Origin of the sequence: Vallitalea sp., assembly GCF_025211055.1 — a bacterium.
GTDB lineage: Bacteria > Bacillota > Clostridia > Lachnospirales > Vallitaleaceae > Vallitalea.
On the sequence record NZ_JAOARO010000074.1, the window covers coordinates 1 to 13,615 of the forward strand.

Sequence of the window (13,615 nt, forward strand, 5' to 3'; positions counted from 1 at the left end):
GTTATTACTTTTTGAAAACCTAATATAGGTATTTTTAATGGATTTATTTATATACGAAATATTCTTTGGTGTTTCTAAACATGGTATCTTATGGATTAGTTCAATAAAAGCTATTATCAAATCTGTCCTTGCTTCCTCATAGTTAAGCAATCTACTATATTTGTCAATCAGTGGTTCAAATTGTTTTATTAACACATACATACTATCTTTATCTGTTTTTGCATCCATTATTAAATCTTTTATCATATACTCTCCTGCTGTATATTTAAGTTAATATCACTAATCACAATTAAATTAGTCACTTAATGCTTTACTACCTATATAACCACCTACAGCCCCTATAGCTCCACTAACTATAACTTTCTTGCTTAGTTATAGCACCAATAACTGCTACACTTGATGTATGAGGCACGGCATACGCATGAAAAAATTTGTAGCTATACGACAAAACGTCTGTAGATATATAGGTATCAATAATCTGTTCAAGTTAAAGCATCCTAAGAAAAACTAAGCTCCTTCCAGAATGGTTACCTAAAATATAAGAACTTCCTTCGGTCAAACACTTATATTTCTTAACGGTAACCCTTCTTCCATTCACTAAGATTTTCTAAGGATACTTTAAAAATCACATATAATAGATACCTATACATCTACTCTGATAGTGAATGACTACAGAGATTTTCCACAAAGCACACGAATTAGTTGAGAAAAAATACCAAAATAACTATAATATGAGATAAAAGAAAAGAAACGAGGAGAAACAATGACATCTTAATTTATAGATTATTTTAAAGATATGAAAGATTATAGACAAATATGGAAAATAAGACTCAAGTTAGTAGATATTATATTCATAGCAGTGGCTGGAATGATTGCAAATTGTGAAGGATGGGAAGAAATTGGTCTATTTGCAGGAGCAAAAAGAAGAAAACTATAGAGACATAGACCCAGATAAAATCCAACAGAAAACAACGCTAGAAAAAGGCCATGGAAGAATAGAAAAAAGAACTTATTGCATCATAGAAGACATCGATTGGATGCAAGAAAAGGAAAAGTGGAAAGACATCAAAAGCATAGGGATGGTAACCAATAAGATAACAACAAGAGAAGAAACAACAAAATAAGTAAGATACTTTATCACAAGTCTAAAAAGTGATGTAGAGCTATTTGCAAAAGGGGTAAGGAATCACTGGGGAGTAGAAAGTATGCATTGGATACTTGATGTAGTATTTAAAGAAGATGAGTATAAAAAGAAAAAGACTCTATGCATGCATGGATGAAAAGTTCTTAGAAGGTGTGATATCAGTAAAAAAGGATAAAAGCAGAAAAAGTGACACATAAAATATCCAAGAACCAAGTAAATGTTATCTCTTTAATATTCTAGGAGATTATCAAGGTAAGGTTCTATAGGTGATACGATAAGCGTGCTAGGACTGCAAAGTGCCTTTCCTCTAAACATGGACGTTTAGCGGAAAGAAAAAGTATCACCTATAGAATCTTAACAAACCTGTAGCCACAAAGAATATTAGAGAGATAGCATTTACGGAAGAATGCCACAAGCCCATCTATATAGCCCTTGTCTTTATAAGCACTATTAATTAATAGTATTTTTTAAAATTACTTTGAGTAATTTTCATTAAGAAAAATTTTCATGCGTATGCCGTGACCTACCTTCGATCTTTGGTGTGAGAGGTAAAGCTTAATATGAATTACATTTCCATTGTAAGTTTCACTACTTGAATTTACAATCTTACCAGCATAAATATTATCATCATTAACACAAGTTAAATCAAATCCTAAATGCCCTTTTAGAAATGTAGTTCTATTAAATGTTTTGGGTTTAAAAAATTTATAGATAAAAGTAATAGATTTATAAACATCATTATTAAACACATAGTCAATCTTAATTTACCATGTATTTGTATAGTCCGGACTAAGTAGCATAAAACCTTACAACGACTAAGTACATCATTATTGCTACAGCGCTGTCAGGTTCATTTTACCATAAAAAAGTATCTATGGGTTTCTGACTATGATTATTATAATCAACATTATGCAAATATTTAATCTTCAACTAATAAATCACTTACTTTAACATCTAAAACTTTTGCTATTTTCTCTAATGTCTCGATTGTAGGTGATTCTTTATAATTTTCTAATTTGGATATTGTAGTTTTGGATATTCCAGCTTTTTTGGCTAACTGTGATATGTTGTAATTCTTAATTTCTCTAATTTCTCTAATTCTAAATAACATATGTCCCACCACGCAAGTCTTTTTAATTATACTTTACATCAGAGATATAGATATTTCACTAGGTAAATACTGGAAATTTATTCATATAAAGCTCCTTCAAATTTCAATATTAACAAATCTAAAATGCCCTATAATATTATTACCCTCACTCCATTTTAATAATCTATCCTCTTCTTTTGGATAATTATAGGAATTGTGTATAACATATGGTACACCATCTTTTCTCCTCTTATCAGAAATGATTGCAACATGGTCTGGGTGAGATAAAATCACAATATCTCCTCCCTGCCACTGAGTAAGATTATTCTTATTATATGGAATAACTTCTATAGGTAAATTAGTCATGTATTTCTTCATAAATACATATTGATTCTTTACCCTTCTAAAATCTATATTAGTATCAATCTTATCAACTCTTGTATAATCATCAGTGTTTAGTTCTATATCTTTATCCATGTTATCTTTCAAGATATAACCTGCATTATCAAGAGCTCTCCATATTACATCCGTACATACTCCTTCATGTTCTGGAGGATATCCTCCTGCATAATATCCGCTTTTATATTTTGTATGATTCTTAACCTCTTTTTTAGCACCTTCAATTATATCTTCTTGATCGTTTAATCCATCTTGGTCTAAATCATTTATACAGCTGATAGTCTCTATATTCATTGACGGTCTAAAAACATAAAACACATCATCATGTTTATATTTATTATAAATCCCAAAAGCAATAAGAAACATAACTCCTATTCCTATTAATTTTATACCCTTTTTCAATATTTAATCACCTTCTACTTATAAATTAAGATGGCTTGTCTCCCCACATCTTCCCAGCCATTCTTAAAATCCTTTATAGGCTTCTTCCTCAACATATTTTTGGATGGGTCATTAAAGTATACATATCCATGATCATACCCTATAACAAGTACTGAATGTGATGTATAACTTATTTCCATAATACCATTAGGGGTCACCCACTGTTGTATGGATGACATTGGCACTTTATTATATATATTAGGCGAGCTTACCCATACTGGTTTACCTATACCTACATAATATAAGACATCTTCAAAATCACTTCCTGATATATTAAGAATATTAGTAGAGTATTTCTCAGCTAGTTCTACTATTGGTTCATTGTAAACAGAATATCCTTTATTGGCAACATTAGCGATATCTCCAACAAATCCTGAATGTGGATCTCCAAAATTAATCATTCCATCAACAATAGTATATTTTGTGTTATCTTTAATTATCTCATTGGCTAACTGCATCTTATCGACCTTATCAGTCCTGTAATAATTAAGCAACATAGTAAGACTGGTTACTTCACATCCTCTAGGTAGCTCTGGTTTTTGAGGAATAACAGGTATTCCTTGTATCTTCATAGAACTTCTAAACTCATTTTGATACATTACTTTGTTATTATTTTTATGAGATTTTAAAATACAAGAATTATATCCATAATCTTTTTTAGCATTTAACGCTTGAGTCATAATGTCATAAATAGCCTTTATCTTACCTTGATTTATTAATTGGTAATGTTCATCTATAGAAGCAGGGTTATATTTTATCCTTTTATTGACTTGATATATATTTTTAACAGTATTTTTCTCCTCAACTTCATCACACTCTTTATAATTATCGCTATTAATTGTAATTATATCATATCCTAGAGGGGATTCTATTGTATCTATTATATAAGTTAATTCCTTATCCTTAGTATTCAACACAAATTCTTCTTGTTTAACTTTTTGAGTATTTACTTTTGAATACCTAGGGTTAGCATTGATTGTTTTAACTTTTTTTACTGTAGTTAATTTAATTCCATTTATTGAGATTTCCACATTGGAATAAAAATTCCCTTTAGTAGGTATACATTCTTGAATAACTTTACCTGCGGAGTCTAATACTTGTACTTTATTATAGTAATAGCTAACTTCTCCATTAAGTTTTTCTATAGTCTCATGTACATCATAATAACCTATAATAATATAATCTTTATAATTACCTATAAGATTATTATTATAAGAACCATCGTTTATGTTAACTTCTTTTGGGGAACTACCATTAATAATTATCCCTCTAACATTTTTATTCAATTTAATGTTAATATTCTCATTCCAGAAGATTGCTTTTTTATCTCTTGTGATAGTAATACTATCTTTATTATATGGAATAGCGTCAGTTATATTAACAACACTCCTATTAGCAAAATTAAATTGATATAGCCCTCCATCTAAAATACTATACATTATATTATTACCTTTTGGTCTATAAATATAACTATTGATATAATAATCCATCTTATCAAATCCATAGGGTAGATTCACAAAACCTAAGTTTTCATTATTTCCTAGGTAATAATTAAATTCATATAATAAAATTCCATTATCCCCTTGATATTTTCCTGTATTCATATACCCATATACAATATAATTAATATTGCCTTCATCATCTAGACTATTAATCTTTATTCTATGAGCATTATAATTATCTACTATATAATCGCTATCTAGTTTATCAAAACCAAAGACTTTGGTTAGTTTGTTTGTTGTATTGTCAAATAACCATAGTTGATTATTTTTTACAAAACTATAAAATCTCATATTATCAGATTGCTCTTTGGAAGTTATAATATCATTATCTCCAGAGCCAACTATTATCTGTTTACAGGCTTTGTCAAAATAAGGATCTGTTTTTGTATATCCTTTTCTTTCAAAAGAATTGATTCTTGCCTGTTTCCTACCTACAATCTCATACTTTTCAACAAAATCCCAGTATTCAAATTCATGATTTGCTCTTACTGCTATTGTATAAGATAATTGGACCTGATAGATGCTGTTATTATTATCAATATTAGTTATACGTATTATTGGTTCATTCATCTTTATAATGTCCTGATTATAACTCCATATAATATTATCTAATGTTGAATAATTATTTACATAGTTAAACGAACCGGAATCTGATGTACCTGTTCCAATTACTAAACTACTTATTATTTTCTTATTCTTGTCAAAAGTAGCATTATGAAACTTCATAACTTTTTCATTTATATTATCGATTGTTTTATTGTCATCCAAATAAAAAGGTTGATAGTATTTTAGAGATGTTTTTCCTCTATCATTATAATTTATATTCAAAACATAAGGATAATCCTTTTTATCTAACTTAGGAATGATTAGGTTAGCAATAGTGTGATCATCTTTAATAACAATGTTTTTTTTATTGATATTTGATTTAATAACAGATTTACCAGTAAGAGTATCAATGATTTCATAAGATACTTTTGCCGCTTTTGAAGTACTGGTTATATATAACTCTATCACCTGGTCAAAATTAAAATTAGTATAACTATCTCCTGTAAGCATATCCATCTTATCCACATATGGATACATTACATTATATAGTATATTATCGTTTTTAATTATAATAATGGGAGATGTATCCAATCCCTTTGAAATAGTTGGTAACATATCTTCTTTATTTCTTATATATGTAAATGAAACCAACATAGATATTAACAAAATTAATAATACTAATCTGAAACCTAGTTTTTTCACGTAATCACATCCTTGCAAATCTCTGAAATTATATATTTAAAGTAGCATATACTCTTATATAAAAGTTATCAGAGGAAACTACAAATGTCAATTATAATAACATTTTTTCTACAATTTTAGTGAAATAAGACTATTTGACCATGAAAACGTTACTATTTTAAATGCTTATAATATAGGAGTTTTCAATAAATAAAAAAGGGTATTCAAAAAAATGATTATCCTTTTTTAAATACCCCTTTTTATTATATATAATATTCTTCATCATCTATATTCTTCAACCATTGATTTTTATTAACTTTTTTAGTTTTTAACTTGGGCTTACGATGGATATCCCTTATTTCTTTTGTCTTACCTTTAGCTTTATCATTATGCTTTTTTATCCTCTGTTCTTTATCAAGCTCTTTTACTACCTCTTTTCTAGGCATCTCTTTTCTTTCCTCCATTTGATAATAATTGATCTTGTTCAAAAAATCATTATTCCTTTATATCTATAAAATCCCCCCAAATACATATTTTTATAAATAATTATAAATGCTATCATCTAATGTTCAGGAATTTCAATAAATTCTATATTTACTATTATACTATTTTATAATAAATTTTCATAGTAGAAAATAATACATAATTAAAAAATTCTGATAGCTTTATAAATTATCATCAAATAAATTTATCAAAATCTGTTATTTTTTCTTCGAACAGAGTTATCCTCTTATCTAATTTATCAACTTTCTCCTGTAACTTCTTTATTCTTTTATCAACACTAAGGTTAGAATCTAAAATTATATCATCAATATTTTTTATACCAAAATACTGTAGACACCCTAATAAGATTTTTTGTGCCATGTCATCAATAAAATCTTCATTCTCCATCCAATCAACTTGTTCTTTCAGATCCATAAAACTTGCATCAATCAATATTCCCTGCATATTCAAGTGTTTCAGAACATAGTTATTTGAAGCCTTTATAGCTCCACTAATATTATCAAACTGATTATTGATTAAATAAGCCAGAGTCCTACTTTCAGTATCATCATTCAAATATAAGATTTTCAGACAATTATCAGTATCATCCCAGTTACAAGCTTTAGGGTCATATTGCAATGCTATGTAAACAGATAGCCTATCACCTGAGATATCGTCGTACTTATTTAAATATGTAGTATAATTCACATTAGCTCTATTTATTCGTATTTCTAATGACATATCATATTCTTCAGGAGCGACATCCAATACTATAAAATTCAGATTCTTAGCTTTTTCAATAAATTTACTCATAATATCATTGTTAAATTTCCTACGTTTAATATAATTGTCATCCTTCACTATCGGTAATGCCATTCCATCAGAACCATAAATCTGTTGACTATAGCCTGCATCAACAATCACCAAAGGAAGATATCCCAACTTATCCTTTAATTTCATACCAAAACCATCCATATATTCTTATTACTAGTATATGCATGTAAATAAAATTATACATATTATTTTATCAAATAACTTTATATTTTATTCAAATAAATATTTATGGACAGAATATCTTAAGATAGTAGATATTCTGCCCATGAACATAAATGATGATTAGCTGATAGCTTCAAATTGAGCCATATAAAGATTATAGTAGATCCCCTCTTGATTCATTAATTCATCATGGTTACCACTTTCAAGTATATTCCCTTTATCAACAACAAATATTCTATTTGCCTTCTGAATAGTTGATAATCTATGAGCAATAACAAAAGAGGTTCTGTTCTTAAGTAATTCCTCAATACCTTTTTGTACTAATCTTTCCGTATGTGTATCTATACTGGAAGTTGCCTCATCAAGTATAAGAATCTTAGGTTTAGATAGCATGATTCTAGCGAAAGCAATCAATTGTCTTTGACCTACTGATAACTTGGTACCTCTTTCATTAACTGCTGTATCATATCCTTTATCAAGCTTCATAATAAATTCATGAGCATGAACAGCTTTAGCTGATTCTATTATCTCTTCGTCTGTAGCATCAAGTTTACCATATCTTATATTATCCTTGATTGTTCCAGTAAATAAGAATGTATCCTGTGTCATGATACCCATTTGACTTCTTAAACTCTCAATTGTCACATCTCTGATGTCTATATCATCTATTTTAACTGTTCCTTCATTAACATCGTAGAATCTGCTTAATAGATTGACTATAGTGGTTTTACCAGCACCAGTAGGTCCAACTAATGCTATGGTCTCACCTTCTTTAATATTGAAAGATACATTTTCTAACACTTTAACCTTCTCATCATATCCAAATGTAATATTATTAAATGTAACATTTCCTTTTATGGAAGGCATTGTTTTTGCATTTCTTATATCCTTAATATCAGGTTTAGTATCTAATATCTCAAAAATCCTTTCAGCCCCTGCTATATTAGTTATCAGCTGGTTATAAAAGTTACTTAGATTCATTATAGGTTGCCAGAACATACCAACATAAGTAGTAAAAGCAATCAATGTCCCAACTGTTATTTCATTCTTAGAAGATAAATTTACCCCTATCAAGAAAACCATGATTGTACCGATACCCCAAGATATTTCAACCATAGGCCAGAATATATCATTGAGCCTGACAGCATTTATAAATGACCTTTTGTGTTCTCTTAATAATTCCCTAAAAGTCTTACTTGTATATTGCTCAGCTGTAAAACTCTGAACTACACGTATACCAGAAAAGTTTTCATGGGTATACGCATTCATGTTAGAATTTTTCTTCCTGAATATCTGCCACCTTCTATGTGCTCTTACCTGCACAAAATACATACCAAATACTAATAATGGTAATAAAGCTAACGCACCTAAGGCAAGTTTCACGTTTAATACAAACATGATTATAAGTACAACTATTAATGTTACAAAATCAGGTACTAGTGAAATGACGCTGTTTGTCAAAACACTTTTCAATGAGTTAACATCTCCTATGACTCTTGCTAATACCTTACCTACAGGCCTATTATCAAAAAAGTTAAAGGATAATTTTTGAAGATGTTCATATAATTCCTGTCGTATTTCCATTAGTACACTATTGGAAACTTTTGACATTATTAAAATCCTTTTCTTCATACAATATCTACTGATCAAATTCATTATTACTGCAATTATTCCTATAATATACAAACCATTAGCATTAAACTTTTTAATATAATCATCAATAGCAATCTTCATTAATATAGGATTTAATACGTTTACTGTGATTATTAAACCCATAATTATTAATACATGAATAATCTCTTTTTTATATTTCTTCATGTAAGAGAACAATCTTAGTATTGTTACTTTTTTCAATTCTTCTTTTGATTGTTCATCTTCTCTAAAGTTATTTACTGCCATAATAACACCTCCGAATATTTTCTAAATGTTTACCAACCAATAAAATTCTATACCGCATATCCTTCGTATTGTTCTTTTAAGGTGTCATAGTAACGGCCTTTCATTTTGATAAGAGAATCATGGTTACCTCTTTCCACTATCTTTCCATCTTCAAGTATAATAATCTCATCTGCATTTTTTACTGCTGAGATTCTATGAGCAACTATTATCTTAGTTATATCATCTTTCTTATCAATTTCTTTTTGAATTTTGTATTCTGTTTTCATGTCAAGAGCTGATGTGGAATCATCAAATATAATTATTTTGCATTCTTTGGCTAATGCTCTTGCTATACTGATTCTTTGTTTCTGTCCACCAGATAAACCAATTCCTCTTTCACCTATGACTGTATCATATCCCTCTTCCATATGCTCAATAAAATCATCTGCTTTTGCACTTTGTGCAGAATTAACTATTAAATCATTTGCTAATAACTCACCATATCCGAAACAAATATTTTCTTTTATAGTATCTGAGAACAAAAACACATCCTGCATAACCACAGAAATATTCTCACGCAAATTAGCCAACTCAATATCATTTATTCTTTTGTTATCGATTAATATATCTCCATCTGTTGTATCATAGAATCTTTCCAGAAGATTGATAATAGATGTTTTTCCTGAACCAGTAGCACCCATGATAGCAAGGGTCTTACTTGGTAGAATCTTGAAACTGATATCATCAAGAATCTTCTTACCCCCTAATTGAAGTGATACATTATTAAATTCAACTTTTCCTTTAGGTTCAACTAACTTAGTAGGTTTATTGGCATTCTTGATTTCTGGTTCTTCAAGAAATATTTTATCTATTTTCTTAGCTGATGCCTTTGCTTCTGCCATTAGGTTACTAAGAAATCCAAATGACCTCATTGGCCAGATTACCATATTCATATAACCAGTGAATTTTACCAAAGTACCTACTGTCAAATCCTTACCTATTACCATTGAACCACCAAATACGATAACTAGTATTGGCAAAATATTAGTCAGCATTTCAATACTAGGAAAAAATCTTGACCATATTCTTGCTTGTTCCATATTCAATTTATAATAACCTTCGTTATATGCTAAAAATTTCTTTATTTCATGTCTCTCCCTAGCAAACGCCTTAACTAATCTTATACCAGCTATATTTTCTTGAGCTGTTGTATTAAGGGTAGCATTTTGTTCACTAATTTTCTCATATGTAGCCCCTATCTTTTTCTCTAACAAGATTGCCATATAAGCAATAAACGGTAGTGTTATAAACGCTAGTATTGATAATTTAGCACTTATTCTAAACATAAAAATTGTTGCAATAACAAAATATATTATTATCTCTATAAATAACATGAGTCCAAAACTAATACCTTCCCAGACTCTATCCGCATCATCTTTGATTCTTGACATTAATTCCCCTGTATTTTTTCTATCAAAAAATCCAAGTGAAAGGCTTTGAATATGATCAAAAAAATCTTGTCTAAGCCCACATATAATGTTGGAACCTGCAAAATCAAACATTATCTCTTTTATATATCCCAGTACAGCCCTACCTAGAGTAATACCAACAAGTGCAGTTATCAGACCTTTGAATATACTTATATTTCCACCCTCAATGACATCATCAATTATTGTTCCTGTTATTATAGGTGTAAACAAGTCTAAAACTATACTAGTCAATAAAGCAATACTTCCTAAGAAATACAAATACCAGTATTTCCTCATATAATGCAAAACTCTCTTCATATTAATCCTCCTTACAAACCTCAAAATAATAGATTAGAAAATAAAAAAACCATGGCATAATTATCCCATGGTCAATTAGTATAATATATCAAAAAAACCATAGGCACATAACCCATGGCTCACGTATCATATAAATAGATAAAATTCTAATCTACTATCTGAGGCAGGGTCATCTCATAATTATCAAAGTTATTATCATTGATTAATTGATTTTTCATGTCTTTAACTATTCTTATTTTAGTTAACATAACGCTACCTCCTTTTTTAATATTTATTAATAATAATTCTTTTATAATATTACACAAATATTATTATTTTGTCAAACACTTTTTTAATAATATTATATTCATTAATAGTCCAAATATTACTTTTGAACCAAAAAAAAGCACCTGTATAAGGCTGTATAAGGTGCTTTTTTAATATATGTTATGTAATTAGAGTATAAATATTTATCTAATTACTCATATTGCTAGGAATTAGTTATTATCAGTAGTAGTCTCTTCTACATCATCTGTAATTTCATTATCTTCTGAAGTTTTGTCGTCAGAAGTATCATCAGTAGTAGTCTCATCTGATTCTGTATCAGTAGTACTTTCATTTTCTTCTTCAACAGCATTTCTTGATTGTCTAACTTCAATAGTCTTTACAACTTCTTTGTTTTCTTCTACTGTATAATCTTTTTCCCACTCTTTGTATCTCTTATCAAATTCTTGCATTTTTAAATACTTAATAGCATCGTCTTTTATTTGTTGCTCATTATCTTTTAGAGATTGTATACGTTCTTCAGTTGGTTCAATAACTTCTTCTAATTTAATTATGTGATATCCAAATGTTGTTTCCACAAGCTCACTAATATCTCCTGGTTCCATACTAAATGATGCTTCAGTGAACTCTGGAGCATAATTAGAGCCTTTATTAAAAGTATATTCTCCACCCTTATCTTTTGAACCTGGGTCTTCTGAGTATTCTTTTACTAAAGATTCAAAATCTTCTCCTGCTTTTGCTTTTGCTAATACTTCTTCTGCTTTTGCTTTAACTTCTGCCTTTTTATCCTCAGGTAATGGTTGATTTGCTTCATCCATTGTTTTTAATAATATATGTCTTACTCTTACATCTTTTGCATAGTAATCATATCCATTTTCTTGATATCCTTTGTAATTTGGACTTTGATCTAATAGAGTATTAAGTTCTTCTTCATCTACTTCATAATCTTTTAATTCTTGTTCAAACAAAGCATTGTATAGAGAACTCTGTTCAAGAATTTTATTAATAATATCCAAAGTTATATCATCTTTTGCTAAGCTGTCCTTACCATGTTGTTCCTCATATTGTTTTACGAACTCATCAGCTGTCTTCTCATTTTTTTTAATATCTTCATCTGATACTTTTATTCCCTTTTCTTTAGCTACTAAAGCAACTATATTTCCTGTCTTAACAGAAGCTAAAACATTCTCTATTGCCATATCAACTACTGTCTTACCATCTTCTAATTGTTGATCCCATACATTTGGTCCATATGTCATTTCATATTGAAGTTCTAATTGTCTTAGTTGCAAATTAACTTCTCCCAGATTAATATTATGTTCATCATTTATTGTTGCTACTACTTTTGTTTCTTGGTCCTTATCAGTATCTTTATCTTTACCTTTACTACAGCCTGCGAACATAACTGTTGCCATTGCAAGCACTAAACATACTGAAATAAGCTTGTTGACTTTCTTCATTATTATTGCCACTCCTTTTATTTTCTTTAGTGAAATAAAAATATAACATTATAAATTAACAATATATAACTTATATTTCAATCTCTAGGCTTATTATATTTTAAATGATTTTCATAATAAAATCAAATTAAAATTAATTGGAAAATAATTTCTTATCTTTAAGAAATTTTTTATTGTCATTATTATTTCTTTCTAGAATTAACAATTCAACTTCTTTTGTCTGGCTTAGAACGTTATTCTCAATATCCTTTGTTAACAATCTATGAAGTTTACTTCTCATGGTTTCCCCTAAAACTAATCTAGTTATTTGCATTGATTTAATAAAATCTACTATTTTACTTGGTACATCTTTACCGCTCAAGAAATGGACCTCTCCACCTAACTGCTTTCCATATTCAAATAATTCTTCTAATAACTTAATAGATTCTTCATTCTTGAATATACTCATTCCTTTTTCAACATGTAGTATATGAAGCTCTCCATTTATCTCATTTGCGATTTCTGCACCTTTTCTTATTAATCTTTTCGAGTTCTTCTGTATAGTTATACACACTAGTACTTTTTCCGCGTCTTGACTCATATACAAGCCCCCTTAATTACTCTTAAGGTAATATTTCAATATATGATTTACCTTAAGTACAGTGCCATTATAACATGTAATAAAATGTTATTCTACAAATTAAAGAAAACTTCAATAATTGTTAACAAATTATTCATTATTGTTTATATTTACTTAGTATATTATTAATAGATTAAGCCTTATCAAAAAAGCACTTATACTTACTGGTTTTCTATATAAAACAATAAAAAGGGGCTGTCGTTAAATAGCGATATTTGAGCTCTTAAATAAGAAATAAGTAAACCCCGCAAGATTAAGCTGTTTTGTAAGCTTATAATTCTTGTGGGTTTCTCTTTTGCTCTTATTACTTTCTATTACTTGCTTA

11 protein-coding genes and 1 pseudogene are annotated in these 13,615 nt (G+C 28.8%); 2 read left to right on the plus strand and 10 right to left on the minus strand.

Annotated elements, in window-relative coordinates; all coding sequences use genetic code 11:
• A pseudogene (locus tag N4A55_RS10495) lies at positions 1–246 on the minus strand (hypothetical protein); the annotation flags it as partial.
• Between the two features lie 550 nt (positions 247–796).
• Here N4A55_RS10495 and N4A55_RS10500 point away from each other — a divergent pair.
• Complete coding sequence (locus N4A55_RS10500; RefSeq protein WP_293755982.1) at positions 797–937, plus strand: transposase family protein; 141 nt, start codon at positions 797–799, stop codon at positions 935–937.
• On the plus strand, positions 900–1,124 hold the full coding sequence (locus N4A55_RS10505) for a hypothetical protein (protein WP_293755985.1): 225 nt from the start codon (positions 900–902) through the stop codon (positions 1,122–1,124). The genes N4A55_RS10500 and N4A55_RS10505 overlap by 38 nt, the downstream gene beginning before the upstream one ends.
• 939 nt (positions 1,125–2,063) lie before the next feature.
• Here N4A55_RS10505 and N4A55_RS10510 read toward each other — a convergent pair.
• The 9 genes from N4A55_RS10510 to N4A55_RS10550 form a co-directional block, all read right to left on the minus strand.
• Complete coding sequence (locus N4A55_RS10510) at positions 2,064–2,255, minus strand: helix-turn-helix domain-containing protein (protein WP_293755988.1); 192 nt, start codon at positions 2,253–2,255, stop codon at positions 2,064–2,066.
• Between the two features lie 96 nt (positions 2,256–2,351).
• Positions 2,352–3,035 (minus strand): DUF1287 domain-containing protein, encoded by a 684-nt coding sequence (locus tag N4A55_RS10515; RefSeq protein WP_293755991.1) that lies wholly within the window; start codon positions 3,033–3,035, stop codon positions 2,352–2,354.
• Positions 3,036–3,049: 14 nt separating this feature from the next.
• Entirely contained in the window at positions 3,050–5,824 is a 2,775-nt protein-coding gene (locus N4A55_RS10520; RefSeq protein ID WP_293755994.1) for a C39 family peptidase, read from the minus strand.
• A gap of 242 nt (positions 5,825–6,066) precedes the next feature.
• Positions 6,067–6,291: a hypothetical protein gene (locus tag N4A55_RS10525; protein ID WP_293755997.1), complete on the minus strand. Its 225-nt coding sequence runs from the start codon at positions 6,289–6,291 to the stop codon at positions 6,067–6,069.
• Between the two features lie 190 nt (positions 6,292–6,481).
• The gene (locus N4A55_RS10530; protein ID WP_293756000.1) at positions 6,482–7,246 is read right to left on the minus strand and encodes an N-acetylmuramoyl-L-alanine amidase; all 765 of its coding nucleotides are present in this window, start codon (positions 7,244–7,246) and stop codon (positions 6,482–6,484) included.
• A gap of 156 nt (positions 7,247–7,402) precedes the next feature.
• Positions 7,403–9,181 (minus strand): ABC transporter ATP-binding protein, encoded by a 1,779-nt coding sequence (locus N4A55_RS10535; RefSeq protein ID WP_293756003.1) that lies wholly within the window; start codon positions 9,179–9,181, stop codon positions 7,403–7,405.
• Positions 9,182–9,228: 47 nt separating this feature from the next.
• Positions 9,229–10,947 carry an ABC transporter ATP-binding protein gene (locus N4A55_RS10540; RefSeq protein WP_293756006.1) on the minus strand — a complete coding sequence of 573 codons (1,719 nt, stop codon included), beginning with the start codon at positions 10,945–10,947 and terminating at the stop codon, positions 9,229–9,231.
• Between the two features lie 476 nt (positions 10,948–11,423).
• Positions 11,424–12,671 carry a peptidylprolyl isomerase gene (locus N4A55_RS10545; RefSeq protein ID WP_293756009.1) on the minus strand — a complete coding sequence of 416 codons (1,248 nt, stop codon included), beginning with the start codon at positions 12,669–12,671 and terminating at the stop codon, positions 11,424–11,426.
• A 133-nt stretch (positions 12,672–12,804) separates the two neighbouring features.
• Positions 12,805–13,251, minus strand: coding sequence for a universal stress protein (locus tag N4A55_RS10550; protein WP_293756012.1), 447 nt, complete (start codon positions 13,249–13,251; stop codon positions 12,805–12,807).
• Positions 13,252–13,615: the final 364 nt, after the last annotated feature.

What these genes read in the sequence shown, in the direction of transcription:
- N4A55_RS10540 (WP_293756006.1), bottom strand. Translation starts at nt 10,947, where the DNA reads ATGAAGAGAGTTTTGCATTATATGAGGAAATACTGGTATTTGTATTTC.
- N4A55_RS10545 (WP_293756009.1), bottom strand. Translation starts at nt 12,671, where the DNA reads ATGAAGAAAGTCAACAAGCTTATTTCAGTATGTTTAGTGCTTGCAATG.
- N4A55_RS10535 (WP_293756003.1), bottom strand. Translation starts at nt 9,181, where the DNA reads ATGGCAGTAAATAACTTTAGAGAAGATGAACAATCAAAAGAAGAATTG.
- N4A55_RS10550 (WP_293756012.1), bottom strand. Translation starts at nt 13,251, where the DNA reads ATGAGTCAAGACGCGGAAAAAGTACTAGTGTGTATAACTATACAGAAG.
- N4A55_RS10530 (WP_293756000.1), bottom strand. Translation starts at nt 7,246, where the DNA reads ATGAAATTAAAGGATAAGTTGGGATATCTTCCTTTGGTGATTGTTGAT.
- N4A55_RS10510 (WP_293755988.1), bottom strand. Translation starts at nt 2,255, where the DNA reads ATGTTATTTAGAATTAGAGAAATTAGAGAAATTAAGAATTACAACATA.
- N4A55_RS10500 (WP_293755982.1), top strand. Translation starts at nt 797, where the DNA reads ATGAAAGATTATAGACAAATATGGAAAATAAGACTCAAGTTAGTAGAT.